The sequence below is a fragment of the Streptococcus mitis genome, assembly GCF_002096755.1.
GTDB lineage: Bacteria > Bacillota > Bacilli > Lactobacillales > Streptococcaceae > Streptococcus > Streptococcus mitis_AC.
In genome coordinates, this window is the sequence record NZ_NCVF01000026.1 from 381,167 (window position 1) to 399,785 (window position 18,619).

18 protein-coding genes, 2 tRNA genes and 4 pseudogenes are annotated in these 18,619 nt (G+C 38.6%); 9 read left to right on the top strand and 15 right to left on the bottom strand.

All coding sequences use genetic code 11. The annotated features are described in order from the left end of the window. Window positions 1-96: 96 nt before the first annotated feature. The 11 genes from B7700_RS10525 to B7700_RS10575 all read right to left on the bottom strand — a co-directional run bounded on the left by B7700_RS10525 (window position 97) and on the right by B7700_RS10575 (window position 9,114). Window positions 97-888, bottom strand: coding sequence for a DUF2785 domain-containing protein (locus B7700_RS10525; RefSeq protein ID WP_000284160.1), 792 nt, complete (start codon window positions 886-888; stop codon window positions 97-99). A gap of 61 nt (window positions 889-949) precedes the next feature. Next, on the bottom strand, window positions 950-1,732 hold the full coding sequence (locus B7700_RS10530; RefSeq protein ID WP_001079822.1) for a hypothetical protein: 783 nt from the start codon (window positions 1,730-1,732) through the stop codon (window positions 950-952). Window positions 1,733-1,751: 19 nt separating this feature from the next. Continuing rightward, window positions 1,752-3,548: an oligoendopeptidase F gene (pepF, locus tag B7700_RS10535; protein ID WP_084888788.1), complete on the bottom strand. Its 1,797-nt coding sequence runs from the start codon at window positions 3,546-3,548 to the stop codon at window positions 1,752-1,754. A gap of 10 nt (window positions 3,549-3,558) precedes the next feature. Next, complete coding sequence (locus tag B7700_RS10540; RefSeq protein WP_049543082.1) at window positions 3,559-4,302, bottom strand: 16S rRNA (uracil(1498)-N(3))-methyltransferase; 744 nt, start codon at window positions 4,300-4,302, stop codon at window positions 3,559-3,561. A gap of 1 nt (window position 4,303) precedes the next feature. Beyond that, the gene (gene prmA / locus B7700_RS10545) at window positions 4,304-5,254 is read right to left on the bottom strand and encodes a 50S ribosomal protein L11 methyltransferase (protein ID WP_084888790.1); all 951 of its coding nucleotides are present in this window, start codon (window positions 5,252-5,254) and stop codon (window positions 4,304-4,306) included. A 15-nt stretch (window positions 5,255-5,269) separates the two neighbouring features. After that, on the bottom strand, window positions 5,270-6,166 hold the full coding sequence (locus tag B7700_RS10550; RefSeq protein WP_084888792.1) for a GIY-YIG nuclease family protein: 897 nt from the start codon (window positions 6,164-6,166) through the stop codon (window positions 5,270-5,272). Beyond that, window positions 6,167-6,595 (bottom strand): NUDIX hydrolase, encoded by a 429-nt coding sequence (locus tag B7700_RS10555; RefSeq protein ID WP_084888794.1) that lies wholly within the window; start codon window positions 6,593-6,595, stop codon window positions 6,167-6,169. 1 nt (window position 6,596) lies between these two features. Next, window positions 6,597-7,664 carry a M50 family metallopeptidase gene (locus tag B7700_RS10560; protein WP_192855686.1) on the bottom strand — a complete coding sequence of 356 codons (1,068 nt, stop codon included), beginning with the start codon at window positions 7,662-7,664 and terminating at the stop codon, window positions 6,597-6,599. Between the two features lie 18 nt (window positions 7,665-7,682). Then, on the bottom strand, window positions 7,683-8,153 hold the full coding sequence (locus B7700_RS10565; protein WP_045592523.1) for a DUF3013 family protein: 471 nt from the start codon (window positions 8,151-8,153) through the stop codon (window positions 7,683-7,685). Between the two features lie 292 nt (window positions 8,154-8,445). Continuing rightward, entirely contained in the window at window positions 8,446-8,898 is a 453-nt protein-coding gene (locus B7700_RS10570; protein WP_084888798.1) for a type II toxin-antitoxin system HicB family antitoxin, read from the bottom strand. A 36-nt stretch (window positions 8,899-8,934) separates the two neighbouring features. After that, window positions 8,935-9,114 carry a type II toxin-antitoxin system HicA family toxin gene (locus B7700_RS10575; protein WP_001132287.1) on the bottom strand — a complete coding sequence of 60 codons (180 nt, stop codon included), beginning with the start codon at window positions 9,112-9,114 and terminating at the stop codon, window positions 8,935-8,937. Between the two features lie 398 nt (window positions 9,115-9,512). Between B7700_RS10575 and B7700_RS10580 the strand changes: the two genes are divergently transcribed. The 4 genes and pseudogenes from B7700_RS10580 to B7700_RS11390 all read left to right on the top strand — a co-directional run. Beyond that, window positions 9,513-9,728 carry a hypothetical protein gene (locus B7700_RS10580; protein ID WP_084888801.1) on the top strand — a complete coding sequence of 72 codons (216 nt, stop codon included), beginning with the start codon at window positions 9,513-9,515 and terminating at the stop codon, window positions 9,726-9,728. Window positions 9,729-9,743: 15 nt separating this feature from the next. Next, window positions 9,744-9,935 (top strand): annotated as a pseudogene (locus tag B7700_RS11380) (CPCC family cysteine-rich protein); the annotation flags it as partial. Next, window positions 9,921-10,130 (top strand): annotated as a pseudogene (locus tag B7700_RS11385) (CPCC family cysteine-rich protein); the annotation flags it as partial. The pseudogenes B7700_RS11380 and B7700_RS11385, both read left to right, overlap by 15 nt. A gap of 214 nt (window positions 10,131-10,344) precedes the next feature. Further along, a pseudogene (locus B7700_RS11390) lies at window positions 10,345-10,538 on the top strand (CPCC family cysteine-rich protein); the annotation flags it as partial. A 33-nt stretch (window positions 10,539-10,571) separates the two neighbouring features. On the opposite strand, the gene B7700_RS10595 reads toward B7700_RS11390, so the two are convergent. Then, window positions 10,572-10,898 (bottom strand): hypothetical protein, encoded by a 327-nt coding sequence (locus B7700_RS10595; protein WP_084888805.1) that lies wholly within the window; start codon window positions 10,896-10,898, stop codon window positions 10,572-10,574. 2 nt (window positions 10,899-10,900) lie between these two features. Beyond that, window positions 10,901-11,098, bottom strand: a complete 198-nt coding sequence (locus tag B7700_RS10600) for a hypothetical protein (RefSeq protein WP_084888807.1) — start codon at window positions 11,096-11,098, stop codon at window positions 10,901-10,903. 408 nt (window positions 11,099-11,506) lie between these two features. On the opposite strand from B7700_RS10600, the gene B7700_RS10610 reads away from it, so the two are divergent. From B7700_RS10610 to B7700_RS10625, 4 genes are all read left to right on the top strand, one after another. Continuing rightward, on the top strand, window positions 11,507-12,778 hold the full coding sequence (locus tag B7700_RS10610) for a replication-associated recombination protein A (RefSeq protein WP_084888809.1): 1,272 nt from the start codon (window positions 11,507-11,509) through the stop codon (window positions 12,776-12,778). 264 nt (window positions 12,779-13,042) lie between these two features. Then, window positions 13,043-13,115, top strand: a tRNA-Lys gene (locus B7700_RS10615). Window positions 13,116-13,467: 352 nt separating this feature from the next. Next, window positions 13,468-13,983 (top strand): DUF308 domain-containing protein, encoded by a 516-nt coding sequence (locus tag B7700_RS10620; protein ID WP_084888812.1) that lies wholly within the window; start codon window positions 13,468-13,470, stop codon window positions 13,981-13,983. 62 nt (window positions 13,984-14,045) lie between these two features. Beyond that, window positions 14,046-14,118, top strand: a tRNA-Lys gene (locus tag B7700_RS10625). A gap of 140 nt (window positions 14,119-14,258) precedes the next feature. On the opposite strand, the gene B7700_RS10630 is transcribed toward B7700_RS10625, so the two are convergent. Continuing rightward, window positions 14,259-15,347 (bottom strand): AI-2E family transporter, encoded by a 1,089-nt coding sequence (locus B7700_RS10630; RefSeq protein ID WP_004256071.1) that lies wholly within the window; start codon window positions 15,345-15,347, stop codon window positions 14,259-14,261. 9 nt (window positions 15,348-15,356) lie between these two features. Beyond that, on the bottom strand, window positions 15,357-16,646 hold the full coding sequence (locus tag B7700_RS10635; RefSeq protein WP_020900385.1) for a membrane protein: 1,290 nt from the start codon (window positions 16,644-16,646) through the stop codon (window positions 15,357-15,359). Window positions 16,647-17,448: 802 nt separating this feature from the next. On the opposite strand from B7700_RS10635, the pseudogene B7700_RS10645 reads away from it, so the two are divergent. Beyond that, a pseudogene (locus B7700_RS10645) lies at window positions 17,449-18,595 on the top strand (low temperature requirement protein A). The last annotated feature ends 24 nt before the right edge of the window (window positions 18,596-18,619 follow it).

Consider the following 18,619-nt stretch of genomic DNA (forward strand, 5'->3'; position numbering starts at 1 on the left):
CCTTTTTTCAAAAACTAGATACTAGTCTATCAAAAGAGGGAAAGGGTTTCAAGAAAATTGACTGGAAAGTCTTTCGAAAATCTGACTCGCTTTTTCTTAGTATTGAAAAGACTGGATAGCTTCTTTCAAGTCATATTGTAAACTATTTCTCTGGTCAAGTTGGACATAGACTTCTAACAGACAAGATTTAAAGTTGGAAAATTTGTAGAAATCTTCCCTTTCTTCTATCGGAAAATCAACAGTTTTTATCCAAGAAGATACTTGTTCTTGCGCTAACTTCCCTTTTAAAATAGGTTCATAAAGTACTCTGGCTAAACGCCAATCTTCATCATCTGTAAAACGAATGGGAATTCTTTTAAATAATTGACCAAGTATCTCAAATACTTCATGAATTCTGTTTTTAGGAAAATCTGGATGACAAACCACCTCTGTCAGTAAATCAGCTCCATGCGCAAAAGAGTGAACCCAACCATACTGACTTGAAAAACCCGTTGTATCCTTTTCTTTTGAAAGATAATACAAACCTTGATTTAAAAGGACATTACGAATTCCTGCATTTAATCCCTGATAAAAAATCGATTGCAGGTTGGCATCCGCAGACAAGAGATTTGCATAAATAAGCGCCCTAAAAGAACGTTCAAGTGTTGACAAGCCTACCTTATCAATCTCTTTGTCTAGTCCTCCATCAGATAAAATTTCCTCAGCAATGAAATAAAATTGTTCCTGTGTAAATAGCTCTTCCTGAATCCCTCTAGCAAAGCTTGTAAAAACAAGGTCATCGCGAATTTCTGAAGAAGAATCTCCCAAATGATCAAGTAGCCACTGGATTTCTTCCTGGTTATAACTTGGTTTTTCTTCTGTTATTTTCCTAAGTAACTCTTGATACATGATCAACACCTCTACATTTCTAGAAACTGTTCAAAAAGCCAGCCCAAGATAACTTTCTATCTTATTCTTTTTTAGATAGACGTTTTCCTGCTGCAATTGCATCAGCCTCTGTCATCTCGACAACGTTGGCTTTATTAGTATTTGACGGCATACTATCCTTGTTATACCAATATACTTTCGCTTGCCCATTCTTAGCGACGTAAACAATTCTATCTTGCTGTTGGGCTTTAGTTTCAGCTTCACGTGCAATTCTTCTCTCTTCTTCTTTTTGAGAAATTAAAGACTCAACTGCACCTATCCTATCGAGCAATTCTGCCTTTTTATCATTATTTTCAATCTGATTAACTGTTTCTTTAGCAGACTTCACTTGACTTGCATCTTGACTTTCTTCCAATTGTTTGACTAAGGTTTCACCTTTTTCTTGCAACTCATTTGCAGCTTTCTCTTTGGCAATTCTCTCTTCTTCTGCTTTTTCTTTAGCTTTTTTCTCTTCTTCAACTCGTTTTGCTTCTTCTGTACTAGATGAAGCATCGGTTGTTGACTCTACTTTAGCAGTGGATGCCGCAGTTTGCTTAGTTTCTGATTGAGAAGATGAAATTTTCTTTGTGGCTGTCGGAGTTTGAAGAGAAACTACAACAAAACTAACAACAAAAAGTCCTATCATTAAATTTCTTTTTCGAATATCTGGTACTTTCTTTACAAAATACCAAATACCAACTCCACTCAAAACAAGATAGAGAGTTGGAAGAGCAATCAATAAAATGATTCCCAACAAGACTAGGCCTATTTTGATAAAACGTATTCTTTGTGAATCCTGCTCCAGCCATTTTTTAATTCTGTTCATATCGTTATCCTAAATTCCCTTACTCCCCCAACTGGGCACTGTAGGCGATAATCTGGTCAACTGTGTCAGACAAGAACTGAATAGTATCACGGAGTGGTTTGTCTGTAGCGATATCTGCTCCGATAATCATAGCTGACTCAAGCGGTGTCTTGCTACCACCTGATTTGAGGAGATTGAGCCAATCTTCAGCTCCAGTTTCTGAATGTTTCAGATGAAGGTAACCCGCAGTCGAGATAACAAGACCAGCAGAGTAAGTATAGCTATACAAGCCCATGTAGTAGTGAGCTTGGCGCATCCAAGTCAGAGCTGCATCATCATCAATCTCAATGGCATCTCCCCAGAAATCGGTCAAAACTTCCTTCATAATGCTGTTGAGTTTACTTGCTCCAAAGGTCTCCCCTTCTTCAATCAATGTATACACCTTACGCTGGAAGGCTGCTTCCAAGAGGTGGGTAATAAAGTTATGGAAGTAGGTGTCTGTCAAGCGGTGAGCCAGAGCAAAGCGTTTTTGACGAGGGTCGTCAGATTGGTGCTCCAAGTAATCACTGAGAAGCAATTCATTGAAAGTTGACGGCGCTTCAACATAGTAGGTCGACATATGAGCATTGAAGTAACTTTGATGATTATCTGAAAAGATGAATTGACCAGAATGCCCGATTTCATGAATCAAGGTATAGACATCACTCAAACGGCCTGTCCAGCTCATGAGGACATAAGGATGCACGCGATATGGGTCCGCCGCATAACCACCAGAATCCTTGCCACTGTTAGCAGCGAAGTCCACCCAGCGCTCTTCTTGATAGCGAGCAACTTCCTGACAATATTCTTGCCCCAAAGGTTCTACCGACTTCATGACCAAATCATAGGCGTCGTCAATAGTCACTTCAGGATTAAGGGCGCTGTCCAAGTCCAATTTCCAGTCTGCAAAGGTCATCTTTTCAAGACCATTCACCTTGGCAACATGCTTGAGGTATCTCTGAGCAACCGGCGCAAAATCCTTCATGATGAGGTCAATCTGGCGGTCAAACATGGCACGGTCCACTTCTTGTTCAGCCAGAAGATAATCAAAGACGGAGTCGTAACCCTTCATATCTGCCAATAGTTTTTCAGACTTAACCTGAGCTAGATAGGCTGCAGCAGCCGTATTTTGGTGCTTACGAAGACCTTCTGAGAAGGAACGGAAAGATTTCTCACGAACCTCAGCATCCTCATGATTTTGGTAGAAATTTTCATAGGTCACAAAGCTGTTTTTGTAGGTCTTGCCATGAGCTTCAAAGTCAGCCATTTCGAAATCCCCAGCTCGCATCTTAGTGTAAATATCCTGTGGACTGTAGAAAACTTCACCGAGATTGGTCAAGGCCTTCTCCACATCAGCCCCTAAATAGTGGGCTTTTTTGATTTTGGCATGACGAATAGCTGCCGTCAAGTGAGGCAATTTACCCAAACGGTCCAAGACTTCCTCATCAGCTTCCACCAAGGCATCGTCAAAGAAGGTCAAGGCTACGCTGGCATCTGTTTCAAATTCCATCCCAGCTTGGGCAATATTGGCAAATTCGTCATTGCTATAGTCTGTCGTCTGAGGCATAAATCCATAGTTTCCAATATGGCTCATCTGAATGTAGATTTGTTCCAATTCCGCAAAGGCCTTCTCGAAATCCTCAAAAGTGTGAAGATTGTCCTTGTAATCACGTCTAAACTGGTTGATGTCTTCGCGAGACTTCTCGATTGCACGCAAGAAATCCTCACGGTCTTGGTATAGGGCTGTTAAATCCCAAAGTTCCTTTTCTGGAAATTCTGAACGGTGTTTTTGTTCCATCTTCTTCCTCTTATTTCTCTAATTCTAATAAAACACTAAGGGCTGATAAAGCGTAAAGTGGTGCTGTTTCTGCTCGCAAAATACGAGGACCAAGACCTGCCAAGACTGCTCCCTTAGCTTCAAAACTTTCGATTTCTGCAGGTGACAGACCACCTTCTGGTCCAAAGATAAAGAGCAGTTTGGCTCCTTTTTCAAGACCAGAGACCGCTTGTAAGAGCGCAGCGGCTTCACCTTCTTTGGCCGACTCTTCATAAGCCACTACGATGCGGTCAAACTGGTCAAGTTGGGCTAGAAAATCTGCTTTCTTCTCAAAAAGCTGAATACTTGGAACGATATTACGCTTGCTTTGCTCTGCCGCTCCAAGGGCAATTTTTTCTAGTTTTTCAACCTTTTTACCCAATTTCTTGCCATCCCATTTGGCGACCGACCAATCGGCAGGAAAGGCCCAGATTTGGCTGGCACCCAGTTCGGTTACTTTTTGAGTAATGAACTCCAGCTTGTCTCCCTTAGGAAAGCCAGATGCAATGGTCACTTGAACGGGCAGTTCCACATTATTAGCCAATTCTTGGATCAACTCAAACTGACGGGCTTCCACATCCAACACACGCGCCAAGCGCTTAATTCCATCATCAAAGACCAAAGTAACCTCATCATCTTCTTTCAAGCGCATAACCTGAAACATATGCTTGATAGTTTCCTTGTCCTCGATGGTGACAGGAGAGATAGCACTTCCTTTGACAAAATACTGTTGCATGTTAGCCTCCAATCACACCTGAAATATCCTTGGTTTTCTTAAAGACACAGGCATTCCATTCCCCTTGAACCATGTGAGTTTCGAGGAAAAATCCAGCTGACTCAGCCGACTCGCGCACCATGTCCCACTTGTCCTTGATAATTCCACTCATGATGAGGTAGCCTTCATCCTTGACCAAGCGATAAGCATCATCCGTCAGATGAACGAGGATATCCGCCAAGATATTAGCTACAATCACATCTGCCTCAATCTCAACTCCCTTAAGCAAATCTCCTGCTGCTACATGGATGTTTTCCATACCAGGGTTGAGTTCAATATTTTCCTGAGCCACACGAACCGCCACATCATCTAGGTCGTAGGCGAAAATTTCCTTAGCACCCAGAAGCGAGCTGGCAATAGAGAGGACACCTGAACCAGTCCCCACATCTAGCACTGTTTCACCACCACGAAGAACCTGCTCCAAAGCAAAGAGGCTCATCTTGGTAGTTGGGTGGGTTCCTGTCCCGAAGGCCATACCAGGATCTAGCTTGATAATCTTTTCTCCAGCAGTCGACCCATAGTCTGTCCAAGACGGCACGATGGTCAAATCATGAGTGATACGAGCTGGTTCATAGTATTTCTTCCAGTTGTCTGCCCAGTCTTCCTCAGCCAAGGCAGTGGTCCCCATTTTGACCTCTCCCAAGTCCATAAAATCTGTCAATTCTGCTAGGCGAGCCTGCAAATCCGTCTCAACCACTGCCACATCAACCGTATCAGGGTAGTAGGCCGTCACTACAATTTCTTCCTGTTGCTCGACCTCTGGGAAAATCTCGCCGAAGCGGTCAACATTTCCCACATAGTCCATACTATCTTCGATTGCAACACCTTGCGCTCCCAGCTCAATCAAGAGATTGGAAACTAACTCCTCCCCCTCACGCTTAACTGTAACTTTTAACTCTTGCCATGTTTCCATTATGTATTTTCCTTATCAATCTATTAATTCTTCCAATTCTTTTAAAGTTCTTCCATCCTGATTTTTCCAATCAGTTCGACCGTTCGTTTGCATACCCAGCAAAAAAGCCGCTGCATAAGAAGGGCTAGAAAAGAGTTGTTTTTCTTTTAACACCCCATCTTGAATGATCCGAGAAGCTATTAAATTCTGACGCATTTCTTTTAAACTTGCTGGAAGGTATGGAGAATCCTTTATTTCTACTTGACTTCCTTCTAAAACAACAAAACCTTCAGTTGTCCGTTCATAAGTTGCTTCTATTACTTTGTTAGATTTCTTAGTTTTACGCTTTAAATAAAGATAAGTTGAATGATTATCAGTCAAATCTTGACTAACTTTCTTTGTCATTGGAATAAAAACACGATAACCTAAAGTTCCAATAATCATTAGCGTATTTTCAACAATTTCATCCAGTTCAGATTCCTTTTCCTCAGTCACATTACCAGGATTTGGATCATTCCCATTTTTCACAATGTAGCGACCAGCTTCTTTAGCAAGTTGAGTAAATTTATTTTCCAAATAGCTAATTTCTGTTGGACCAAAAGAATTATTTTGAGTTGTTAGAATGATGACGTCATTAAAATAATCTGCGTGAGTATCGCGGGTATGCTCTTGAATTCGCAACAATACCCCTTCACCATTTTTCCGAGTTGTCGCCTGACCAATATAGGTCACATCTTTCTGTTTATCTTCATCTCGACCAAATAAGAAATAAATACCACTTTGTTTCATTTCATCACGCGACTTCAAATCTCCCAACTGAATACGAGGTATTTTGTAAATCACTCCCGTCCAATTTGACAAAGTACATTTGATTTTTCCAGTCACTTCACCATCCATGAGAAACATATTGATATTTTTGCTACGCTTCGCCATTTATCGAACTTCCTCCAAATAATCTCTCACTCTATTCTGCAACTGAGGTACAACTTGACTGGAACTAAGAAATTCCTCAACATTCATGAGCTGATAGCCCTGTCCTTCATCTCCAAATACGATACTGTCAAACTGGTTCTGTGTTAACTGACCAACTAGAAAAACGGACTGTTTGTCTGTAAAAAGCATACTTGGATAAACCTTACTCCAAAGCAGACAATCCTCAGTCAAATGAATGCCCAGTTCCTCAAAAACTTCACGCTCCACGCACTCAAAAGGACTTTCATCCCCTTCGCGTCCCCCACCGGGCAGTTCCCACATATTGGGCCAGGGAATACTTGCCTTATCATCGCGTAAGATGGTCAAGAGCTTATCCCCACAAAACAAAGCAATCTTACAACCTGTGAAATCAGAAATCTCTATTTCCATATTAGACTCCTTCGGTTAATTCCTTTTCCAGCTCGGCTAACCAGTTTTCATAATAGCGTTTCTCGTCCCTCAACATTCGACTACTATCCATTTTCTGCTTAGCAATCTTCATAGCCTTGTGAGTTTGAACTACATCTTTCCTTACCTTAAATTGATACCAAGATTGAATGACCTGCATATCTGCTGTTTTTATAGATAAAAAGGATTTGACCCCTCGAATACTTGCATATTCTTCCGCTTTCTTATTATCTCCTTCTATCAGAGCAATTTGAAGAAGGTATAATTGAGAAATAGTTTTAGACATTGGATTGTCTGTTTTCTCTAACACAGACTGAAACTGTTGCTTTGCAAGCTCTATATTATCATCCAATATGAATACCAATCCCTGAAGAGTCTGAACACTTTCTGCAAAACTCCCTCTCGCCTCCTCATCAACAGGTATGATAAAGTCTTTTAAATCATATTCTTGAGGAGCTAGCAAGGTCTGGGCAGAATGCCTCAACATCAAGTAGGCGAATTTCGTATTTTCAGGGTATTGTAGCAATTCCCAAATTTTTGCGCCATCGGTGATGCCGACTGGCAAAATGTTATTTAGGAAGAAAGACAAATTAAGAAAAATCCAAGTCCCTGCAAAATACCAGCTTCTTGTCAAAAATCCAAACACTATCGCCAATAATATCAAGCTGAGATGAACCATCAAGCCTCCTGAAAGCATCAGGATGATTCTTTGATCGCTTTCATCCTCTTTTAAACCAATGTATTGAGCACCAACATTTTTCAGAATGGCTGTTCTACTAAGACGAAACTTGCCTGACTTTTTGGTCAAAATAAAATGTCCTAATCCAAAAGCCACCAGCCGATAGCCTGTCAAGTAGCCACAAAAAGCATGTCCCAGCTCATGAAGAATAAAGATTAAATATATACTTAGAAGAGCGAAGGAATAACCAAAAGTAAAGACTAAAACTGCGGAATACCCCAACTCTGCAAATGCGATTGTTCCACAAGCAAAAGCCAGCATAATAAAGACAACAGCTAGCACATAAACCAAATAAATCCCAATTTTCTTCATAACATTTCCAACCAACTCCTAGTATCTCGGATAAGGATAAAACTCTCCCTCTTCCAAACCTACTTTTCCTTCTTCAAAGACTTCTTGGTTCCATTCCATGACAAATTCTTCTGCTTCTGGGTCTTCCAAAAAGTCCATAAGGGCATCTAGCCCAACCTCAGCAGTATCTTTAAGGAAAAGAGCAAAATATGCTAAAAATTCACGAGAAAATCCTTTTTTTGGAAGATAAGGTATGACAGTCAAATAGTCTTCCTCATTGACGGTTGATTTGGCAGGATTGTAGAAAAGAACTGCTTCTTCAAAGAGAATGTCATCTGACGAAACCTCTCCGTCCTCATCCACCATCTCCACACCTGTAGCGTTTTGCGCTTCCAATAGAAAACTCACTTCAACTGCGTGGTTACGCTTGTCCCAACTAATCTCAAAGTCAAAGGGAAAGTTCTTCTCCAACTCTTCCTCTAAAACATCTAAAAATCCATATGTTGCCATTTTGTCCTCTTTCTATGCGACTCTTAAATCGCCCCGATTGCTCGGAAATATGCTAAAATAGATACTACCATCTTACCACAAAATTATTTTATGTCCTAATTATACCATATTACCTCATTTAAACCCTTGGTATTAGTGATTTTCTTAAACGGTTGATTTCCTTATTTTTTCCAAAAACTCAACACAAAAAGCCCTCGAAAGGGCTAGCAAATCTATAGGATCAATAGACAAGTAACCAGCACAATTAGGAGTGCTTTTTTTATTGACTATTCCCACGATGTCACACTTAATCTTAGGCTTGAATTTTCTTATCTGCAATAGCGTCTGTCAAAGTCTGAGAAAAGTTAAGTCCCATTTCTCGTCCCAACTTATCTGCCCATCTTGGTATGGTCAAGGTCTTTTTAATGGGTTCCTGACTTCCTAAATACTCTGATACATCAACAGATACCATAGAAATAAAAGATTTATCAAGGTCATAGGTTGACACGAAATCTTCATCATCTTTAAAAGGATCATTATCAATTAAAGACAAGCTATTGATATCTGATGGCTGGGGCAAGTCTTCATCACTCTCTATCAAATCTGCAACAGTTATGCCTAACCACTCTGAACCCATAGCCAGAGCCTCAGAAATCCCCTCTCCTTGTGTCGCTGAGTATTCAAAATCCGGGAAATGGACAAAATAAGTCGCTTCTGCTCCGTCTGTATCGTCATAATAAAATAAAGCTGGATACGTAACTAACATCTCACTACCTCCATATCAAAAAGCAGGGGCTGAATTTTACAACCCAGCTTGCTTTCTTATCCCTCTTTCAGTGTACTTATTCAGCTCACCATGAGGGATTGTGATAGGTCTTTCTCCTTGCTTCTCCATTTTAATATGGGAACCTTTACCGCCTCTAGTCTTTATCCAACCATGGGCCGTAAGGAGTTTAACCATCTCTTTTTGTGTCATAGGCATAGCGCTTTTACCTCCTGACAACACCATTATAACACGTGCTACACGTATTGTAAAGGAGTGATACTTATTATTCTCTTATACATAAAATCCCCTAGATGTGGTTCTAAGGGAAGCCTTATATAAACGGATAGACAGAACTATCAGAGTTCCTGCTTTTCTCGACCCACTAGAAATGGCGCGATTCAATCTTAACATTACTTCTCCTCTCTTCATTAAAAAATGATTATCACCCAAAATTATATTACGATTTTTATAAAAGACTAGCAAAAACTACTAAATCAATACATTCAGCAGACGAGAAACTTGCATTGTCAGATAAACTGTTTTATCATTTACCATACTTTATTCATTAGTAATATCACTTGATTTGAAGTATAATATTGGAAAGGAAATCAGTAATGAATTTAGAACAATATTTAGGAAAAGAAATTAGGGTTGTTTTTGTTGACGGTCAAATTTTAGAGAGTCATTGTAATAGCTTTACAGGGAAACTTGATACAGAAGATGAACTCTATGATGAAATTAAAATAAGAACAGATAAATATCCATATGTTGGATTTAATGAATCTGAAATCGCATCAATAGAGTTAACTCAAGACGGTATTACAAAATAACAGGAGTTGTTTATCATGAATAAAACTAAAAAAGAAAATTTAATTTTCATTGATGGTTGGGAGCATGTGCATTGCCCTGTATGTGGAACTTTAGTAGAAACTTATGATATTTGCGATGTTTGTCATTGGCAAAATACGGGAGCATTTAATATCGATGGCGGTCCTAATAAAATAACGCTTGCTGAAGCAAAAATGGCTTATAAAAGGAAAAACGACATAAATGAATCACAAAAGACTTGGGTAATTGATGGATATTTATGGCTACATTGCCCTGTTTGCGGAACTGAAGTTATGGACTATGATATCTGTGACGTCTGTCGTTGGCAAAATACGGGTATTATAAATATTGACGGTGGCCCTAACAAGATGACTCTCGCAGAAGCCAAAGAAGCTTACGCAAGGAGAAAAATCGTAAAAATTCTAGAATTTGATACAGTGTTGTTAAAAAACGGTCAAACGGCGACAATTGTCGAAAAGTTAAGTGAAGATACTTTTATTGCTGACATAGGAGATTCCCCGAAAGACTGGGATACCATAACAATTACAATCAATGATATTGAAAAAGTAGTGTATTGAAATAGCTAATATATTTGTATAGTGTTGGGAGTAACCTTAAATGAATAAGACTGGAAAAGAGAATTTAATCATTATTAACGGTAGCAAATATGTCCATTGTCCAGTATGTGGGACTGTTACAGCAGTGTATGACATCTTGACGTCTGTCAGTGGCAAAATACAGGAGAAACTAATATAGATGGCGGCCCTAATGAAATGACACTTGCAGAAGCCAAAGAAGCTTACGCAAAAGGGAATTCCAATAATATAAAATATATAGCTACTATTTCACTTTTCAACCATGTTTATAATTTCTTTTAAGCTTGGTTTGGTTTTTCTAATTCTATCCCATGACCTCATTTTTAAAAAAATCCCTAAATAGATGCCATTTATCTTTGGTAATTCGTTAGAAAGATTGTATTTCTCTCTAATCTCATCTTTATGACTTTCTACAAATTTGCTACGAGGTAAGCAATAAAAAATACCTTCCCCAAAATAACTTAAATCTTCATCAGATAGTTCAATAAGCTCTTCAGGTTTTACAAAAATCGCTCTATTCACTCTATCTTTGCCACTGGCAAAGGCTTTCTCCACAAACCTTTTATCTAGTCCCATCTTTATTTAACTCTCTCAAATTGTTTTAGTTCCAGAACAGTCAGTTCTTTAAATTCTTTTCCTGTTTCGTTTAAATATTTGTTAATTTTTCCAAGATTGTATTTCATAGGTGCTGATTTCACTCCATTTGGTAAACCAACTAGTCCGTCAAGTTCCATAAATGACTTATTTTCAAGTAGCTTTGAATTTGAAGTATTCATCTAGTTCCATTTTCTCCTTTTCAAATATTGCTATCTAAATTTATATCTACTATGTACTTTACCAAGAAAACTTCCTAACTTGGTAATTCCATTATTTCCACTACTTATCACCTCTCTTTTCATTATAGTTCATGCAATAACATTTAGCAATATTATTTCTCAAGTCAGCACTTCCACTTCTTTAGGCTCAACTATCCTATTTTGAGTTTTAAGGGAAATCCATTATCTCATGCTGATGCCTCTCCTCATTAAATTAAATAGTCAAAAAGATTCTATCTCACACCCTGAATATTACAAAACCATTGAAATATCACAACTAATAGGCTAGAATGGACATAGTAAGATATATTAGATGAGTCATTCTACTCAAAAAATATGACACTAAAATCCACGTTAGAAAGGACTGCTATGCCAGACAATCTCGCGCTTCGCATGCGCCCTAAAACCATAGACCAGGTCATCGGTCAGGAGCATCTGGTCGGACCTGGAAAAATCATCCGTCGCATGGTGGAAGCCAATCGCCTATCCTCCATGATTCTCTACGGACCTCCGGGAATCGGCAAGACCAGTATTGCCTCGGCCATCGCTGGAACGACCAAGTATGCCTTTCGGACCTTTAATGCGACAGTTGATAGTAAAAAGCGACTGCAAGAAATTGCGGAAGAGGCTAAATTCTCTGGTGGTCTCGTTCTATTGCTAGACGAGATTCATAGACTAGATAAAACCAAGCAAGACTTCCTCTTACCTCTCTTGGAAAGTGGTCTGGTCATCATGATTGGCGCTACGACTGAAAATCCTTTCTTCTCTGTCACTCCTGCCATTCGTAGCCGTGTTCAAATTTTTGAGTTGGAACCTCTGTCTAACCAAGACGTCAAGGAGGCCCTGCAGATAGCTCTAAGTAACCCTGAGCGTGGTTTTGATTTTCCAGTAGAACTAGATGAAGATGCGCTGGATTTTATTGCTACCTCTACAAACGGAGACCTGCGTTCTGCCTTCAACTCACTGGACTTGGCTGTTCTTTCTACCCCTGAGAATGATGAGGGCATTCGCCATATTACTCTAGACATCATGGAAAATAGTCTTCAGAGAAGCTACATTACTATGGATAAGGATGGAGATGGCCACTATGATGTTCTCTCAGCCCTGCAAAAGTCTATCCGTGGCTCAGATGTTGATGCCAGTCTTCACTATGCTGCCCGCTTGATTGAGGCTGGTGATTTGCCAAGTCTCGCTCGTCGTTTGACTGTTATCGCTTATGAAGATATCGGTTTGGCCAATCCTGAAGCCCAGATTCACACCGTGACTGCTCTGGGTGCTGCACAAAGGATTGGTTTCCCAGAAGCCCGCATTCTCATTGCCAATGTCGTCATTGATTTGGCCCTTTCTCCAAAATCCAACTCAGCCTATGTAGCTATGGATAAGGCACTTGCCGACCTCAAAACATCAGGGCACTTGCCTATTCCGCGACACCTGCGTGATGGACACTACAGCGGAAGCAAGGAACTAGGGAATGCCCAAGACTATCTCTATCCACACAACTATCCTGGAAATTGGGTCAAGCAAGACTATCTGCCAGAAAAAATCCGCAATCATCACTATTTCCAAGCAGAAGATACTGGTAAATATGAACGGGCTTTGGCTCAAAGAAAGGAAGCTATCGACCGTTTGCGAAAAATCTGAAATCCTTTTCAAAAAATTGCACTTTCCTCTTGATTTTTTTTGAAAAAGTGGTATCATATAAACATAGAAACGCTGTGGTGTACGACTTCACACTTAAGTGTTGACCGACTATTTTTTGTATTATTAGGGAAACAAAAGTCTTCTAACAGCATGTAGGCCGTCTCACACGGAAACAGCTTCAGTTAGAGCGAGTTGCCCACCTGCTTAATTGCGCGGGTTCAATACAAACCGTGAAGTTTCGGCACCAATACAGCTTTTTTCTTTGCCTCCTTAGCTCAGCTGGCAGAGCAGCGGACTCTTAATCCGTGGGTCACAGGTTCGATCCCTGTAGGGGGCATCTAAATACAACAGGAAAAGCCTTGATAACCAAGGCTTTTTTGCTTGTCTATAACTGATTTACCCCATCATTTGTCCCACATTTTAAATCTATCTTTTCTTTTTGAATCAAATTACATCTTTACAAATAGTGTAAAGCCAGTTACTTTTGCTTTGATGCCATACAATATTTTCATGTAGAGAAGACAAATTTTATCTTCTCTTTTTATTTTCAAAATAATAAAAACTGATTTTCTTTTCATAAATCAGACTGAAACTTCCAAATTTTCCATTTTGTTTATTGACATTTCCTCTAAAAAGGTGTATAATATTTTTATTATCAAACTATACTATACTATATAGGGGGTATTGAAATGAAATTTTCTAATCGTTTACTGCTATTCCTTGCAGGAGTTGTTTTTGTCCTTTTAGGACTTTTCCTATTTACAAACCCAGTAGCTAATCTTGTTGTTTACAGCTGGTGGATTGCATTTGGTTTACTGGTTTCTTCTATAGCAGCTATTTTAGGCTATTTCTCTGTACCAAAAGAGCTTCGCTCACCAGCTCATCTTTTCCAAGGGATTGTTAATCTTCTCTTAGCTCTTTACCTCGTTGCCTATGGCTTTGTGACGCTGCCAGTTGTCATTCCAACTATTTTAGGAATTTGGTTAATTGTAGAAGCCATTATAGTTTTCTTTAAAGGCAATCGTCTGGGATTGATTTTCCCTATTATTGGCAACCGTATCATGTGGATAGCGTTGCTTGCATTTTTACTAGGTCTAGTGATTTTGTTCAATCCAGTAGCTACAAGTGTCTTTGTCGTTTATGTCGTTGCCTTTGCATTTTTAATTGTTGGTTTCACCTATATCCTTGATGCCTTTCGTAAATAATCTAGCTGCCATTTTGGGCATATTAAAATAGCTGGGAAGTTACATTCTCAGCTTTTTCTGTTGCCTCCTTAGCTCAGTTGGTAGAGCAGTAGACTCTTAAGCTATGGGGCGCAGGTTCGAGCCCTGCAGGGGGCACATCTAAATCAACAGAAATAAGCCTTGAAACCAAGGCTTTTTTTAACGTCTAATAGCTTTTTGTAGAAAAGTATTTAAAAATAAAAGAGAAGAGAATCTCTCACTCTCTTCTCAGTATATCTTATTAAATTTAGTTTTTCTTAATCTAGCTGATTTTCCTTTGCAACGACAAATTCCTTAACCAATCGATAGATAACAGCAAATATCGGTGTAAAGAATATCATCCCAAGTAAGCCAAAGAGATTGCCTCCAATACTAGCAGCCGCAAGCGTGAAAATAGCTGGCAAACCAATAGATTGACCTACAACTCTAGGATAAATAAGGTTTCCTTCAATCAGCTGTATAACTTGATATAGAAGAAGAGAAAGTAAGGCTTGAGTAGGACTCACTGTGAAGATAAAAATCGCTCCCACAACACAAGCAATCATAGGCCCTACATAAGGAATGAACGATAGCACTCCTGCAAAGATACCTGTCATTACTCCATAGGGTATCCCAAACACGCTGTAACCAACCGCTATCATAACTCCTATGATAACTGCTTCAATCAGCTGACTCATCAAAAATTGGTCATAAGTCTCTAGTGCTACTTGTCCAATGTAAGTCAACTTTATCACCACCTTCTCTGGAAGAAAAACTTTTAGAAGTCGACTCGTCATCGCTGCCAAATGTTCCTTACTGGATAAAAATAAAAAGGTGAAGACTATAATCAAAAAGGCATTCATCAAACTTGAAAAAATATTGCCGATATTACTAGTCAGACCTGATAAAAAACCTATCAAAGCTTGGCTAATAGAACTAGATTGTCCCTGTATGCCTGATACGATAGTTGACAACATGTCTTTGGTTACAAATTCCGAGCTGCCTAGCAATTTCCCAAGTTGAGTAAGGACTGTTGAAAGGACTGTTCCCAGCTGACTAATAGTCTGGGCTAGGGTTGGCAGCACCAAAACCAAAAGAGCAATCACGATTAAGATAAGAGCTAGGAAAACAAGTACCATGGCAATCGGACGACGCAACTCTGCCTTTACCTTCAATTTAACTAAGTACTGTTCAATTTTTTTCATAGGAACATTAAGAACAAAAGCAATAACAGCACCATAAATCAAGGTTGATATTACATCAAAGAGAGAGATTGCTCCTGATATAAAGCTCGATGCATTCAGAATTACAAGAGCAACCAGCCCTATAAAAAGTATTAACGGGGTGTATTTTTTTACTAAGTTCATAAATTCTCCTTAATAAACATGTTTAGATACGACTATACTATTTGGTTTTTCAAACTCTCGATTAAGGTAGGCTTGGTAAGTTCCTGGAGCGATAAATCCTTTGGGTGAGAGGATATCGGTGCCAGCCTGACCGACTATGGTATCAGCCAAGAGCACACAGTTTGTAGATAAGACAAAGTAGGATTTAAACTTAGATTTGATAAATTTATAAAGTTCCCCATCTGTCTCATGTCTGATTTTATAAGCGTAGGTGTAGTCTTCCTTACCATCACCTGTCATGATTTTATCTGCACTTGGCTCCCATGGAATCGTCAGTTGTTTCAATTCAGCCAACTTTTTCTGAACTGCTTTTTCCATTTCAGGCGTCAAATCTATCCCATAACCAAAAAGCGTTTTTTGACTCTCACGTTTACATAGGTCAATGTACTTGTCACGATCACAGAAATATAAGACACCATCTCCTACCATGCCAAATAAGGTCTCAGAAGACGGATCATAGTTGCCATAAGAAATAACACGGCCTTGATAGCAGATATCCACATGACCAATAGCTGAAAACAGAGAGGTCTCAGCTGTATGAACAAAAATTTCAAGCTCCGCTGTCTTACCAGACTTCACCATTCCAAGATGGATATCTTCTTCCTCATCAGCATTTTCCAGCATAAATTTGTTAACTTTTGCTAAAGTTCTTGCAGGGATGAGAGCGGCTAGGACAATAGGTAAGCTAATTCTAATACGACGTTTGAGATGGTTTTTCCCAATTTCCCCCTCAAACAAGAAACCATCACGGATATTGGACACACCATAAAGGAAAAAATAAGCCCCTAATACAAAGAGTTGAAAGACAGAATTTCCTGTAGAGGACAAAAGACTAGTCCCACCAAGAAAAACTAGTACGAGTCCATCTAGTAAGAGACGAAAACGAGGTCGAATTTTGTTTTTGCGGTAGAGAACATAGGTGACAAGGTTAATACTAGCATGAAAAATCTGATAAACTCCAATCACAAGAGCCAAAATATAAATCGGCACATCCGTCGCAAGATTGGAGCCAAGCAAATATCCCAGCACTAACAATTTAACCAGTGCAACTCCCAAGGTGTCCGTTGACTGACTTTTTTTGAAAATACGTAATACTAAATCTAAGACCGTTGCTATCCAAGCTAAAAACAGAACCAGTCGAATAACCTTTACTGGCAACCAAGTCCCCGTGACCATCAAGATGAGACCTAGCAGAACAAACAAGAACCCCTGAGCAAGTAATTTCTTACCTGTCAGACCTAAAGATAGAATTTTCGCCATATAAAAACCTTTCAACAATAAAAATTAAACACTCCGATTAAACTGACTAGTAAATAGCCAACACTACAAACAGCCTGTGCCAGCAACATATGGTGACTAGAAATGACTGTAGTAATGTCACCATCTTGTCTTATGCACTTCTAAAATTTGTTATATTGATTAGAAACCAGAGCTTATAAAAACTAGCTAAACTCGAGAGATAGACACAATTGCGACGAAAAAATGTATAACCAATTCAACTTGTTAAGGTAAGAAAGCATTATTTCCAATCTATTAATTATTCATCTATTACCTATTATGACACAATATTCCCTATAGTTCAACTTTTTACTTGTTTTTATATTACACGGACTAAAAAGTTTTCAACAGTTGATTGCATTTGTTTTAATAAGTTTTAACCTTTCTTGGTTAGATAAAAAAAGAACCATACAGTTTAGAATCTGTATGGTTTTTGCCCCACTTTTGTCCCATTTTTAAATCATGACATTGAAAATACCTAAAATCACTTATATTTCAATATTTTTAATTGCTCTCAATATGAAAGTCCTTTCCAAATCCCTGTAGGGGGCATCTAAATCAACAGGAAAAAGCCTTGGAATCAAGGCTTTTTTGTGTAGTCTTAGCACTAAAAAACGATAGAAAAAACACCCCTTCTGAACTGCACCCCAAAAGTTAGACAGAAAAAACCTAACTTTTGTGGCGCAGTTCATTCGCGTCACATGAAGTTATTTAAGCATCTCCTTTTTTTTATTACCATTTTCTGTTATAATAAATTGTACTTCTAAAATAGAAAGGTCTTAAGATGACAACTCTTATTAAACATAAACGTGTAGAATTTTCAGAACTTTTTTATGACCTAGTTTTTGTTTTTGCAATTTCAAAAGTAACTACTTTAATTGACCATCTTCATAACGGTATTTTGACTTGGAATTCTTTCCTTGATTTTTTCATTGCTACTTTGTTTCTCATCGATTCCTGGATGATTCAAACCGATTATACCAATCGCTATGGAAAGAACTCTTTATTTAACATAGTAATCATGTTTATCAAAATGGGAATTTTACTCTTTATAGCCAATATGATTGGACCTGATTGGCAACAATATTTTCATTATCTCTGTTGGGCTATTGGTACATTAACCCTTACCTTATTTTTTTCAATATTTGGTTGAATTTTTTAGAAAATCAACCGATGATGCTAATCGGGAAAGTATCAAAGGTTTTCTATGGATAACAGGTCTAGGAAGTTTAGGATTCTATCTAGCAGCTCTTCTTCCTATTTACCTTAGAGTCTATATCTTATTTGCTAGTATTCTGCTAACATTTATTATGCCAAGTATCTTGCTTAATAAAGATAAGCATTACCAGGTAAATCTCCCCCATTTAATCGAGCGCATCTCCCTTCTTGTCATTATTATGTTTGGAGAGATGATTACGGAGCTAGCTAACTTCTTTACAATCGAGAATTTCTCGATTTATTCGGTTCTTTATTTCATTATTATGATTTCTCTGTTCTTGTTTTATTTTGGTCAATTCGACCATGCTATTGATGAAAAATCTAATCAAAAGAGACTATTTCTAATTTACAGTCACTATCCTATTTTCATTGGACTTCTTATGATGACCGTTTCGATGAGTTTTCTTCAGAATCCTGAAGCTAATCGTCTCTTTGCAACCAGCTTCTCTTATATCGGATTTGGCCTCTTTCAAGCTGCTGTCCTAGTAAATGGGCCCTATAACAAACACTATCTTCGCTATTCGAAAAGTTACTACTGTGTCCAAGCGACACTCTATCTGGCTGCCTTGATTCTCTCTTTAATCTTTGCTTCTAATCCTATAATAGTAGTGAGTATAACAACCATTTTAGCTCTAGCTATAGCCATTCATTTTATTTATTTTTATATGACACAGAATAAAAAATATTCCAAATCTAACCGGGGATTATTTTAATGAGTTTATAACATTAAAAAGCTT

Excerpts from the sequence above, each read along its gene's own strand:
- B7700_RS10525 (WP_000284160.1), bottom strand. The coding sequence starts at position 888 with ATGTATCAAGAGTTACTTAGGAAAATAACAGAAGAAAAACCAAGTTAT.
- B7700_RS10530 (WP_001079822.1), bottom strand. The coding sequence starts at position 1,732 with ATGAACAGAATTAAAAAATGGCTGGAGCAGGATTCACAAAGAATACGT.
- pepF (WP_084888788.1), bottom strand. The coding sequence starts at position 3,548 with ATGGAACAAAAACACCGTTCAGAATTTCCAGAAAAGGAACTTTGGGAT.
- B7700_RS10540 (WP_049543082.1), bottom strand. The coding sequence starts at position 4,302 with ATGCAACAGTATTTTGTCAAAGGAAGTGCTATCTCTCCTGTCACCATC.
- prmA (WP_084888790.1), bottom strand. The coding sequence starts at position 5,254 with ATGGAAACATGGCAAGAGTTAAAAGTTACAGTTAAGCGTGAGGGGGAG.
- B7700_RS10550 (WP_084888792.1), bottom strand. The coding sequence starts at position 6,166 with ATGGCGAAGCGTAGCAAAAATATCAATATGTTTCTCATGGATGGTGAA.
- B7700_RS10555 (WP_084888794.1), bottom strand. The coding sequence starts at position 6,595 with ATGGAAATAGAGATTTCTGATTTCACAGGTTGTAAGATTGCTTTGTTT.
- B7700_RS10560 (WP_192855686.1), bottom strand. The coding sequence starts at position 7,664 with ATGAAGAAAATTGGGATTTATTTGGTTTATGTGCTAGCTGTTGTCTTT.
- B7700_RS10565 (WP_045592523.1), bottom strand. The coding sequence starts at position 8,153 with ATGGCAACATATGGATTTTTAGATGTTTTAGAGGAAGAGTTGGAGAAG.
- B7700_RS10570 (WP_084888798.1), bottom strand. The coding sequence starts at position 8,898 with ATGTTAGTTACGTATCCAGCTTTATTTTATTATGACGATACAGACGGA.
- B7700_RS10575 (WP_001132287.1), bottom strand. The coding sequence starts at position 9,114 with ATGCCTATGACACAAAAAGAGATGGTTAAACTCCTTACGGCCCATGGT.
- B7700_RS10580 (WP_084888801.1), top strand. The coding sequence starts at position 9,513 with ATGAATTTAGAACAATATTTAGGAAAAGAAATTAGGGTTGTTTTTGTT.
- B7700_RS10595 (WP_084888805.1), bottom strand. The coding sequence starts at position 10,898 with ATGGGACTAGATAAAAGGTTTGTGGAGAAAGCCTTTGCCAGTGGCAAA.
- B7700_RS10600 (WP_084888807.1), bottom strand. The coding sequence starts at position 11,098 with ATGAATACTTCAAATTCAAAGCTACTTGAAAATAAGTCATTTATGGAA.
- B7700_RS10610 (WP_084888809.1), top strand. The coding sequence starts at position 11,507 with ATGCCAGACAATCTCGCGCTTCGCATGCGCCCTAAAACCATAGACCAG.
- B7700_RS10620 (WP_084888812.1), top strand. The coding sequence starts at position 13,468 with ATGAAATTTTCTAATCGTTTACTGCTATTCCTTGCAGGAGTTGTTTTT.
- B7700_RS10630 (WP_004256071.1), bottom strand. The coding sequence starts at position 15,347 with ATGAACTTAGTAAAAAAATACACCCCGTTAATACTTTTTATAGGGCTG.
- B7700_RS10635 (WP_020900385.1), bottom strand. The coding sequence starts at position 16,646 with ATGGCGAAAATTCTATCTTTAGGTCTGACAGGTAAGAAATTACTTGCT.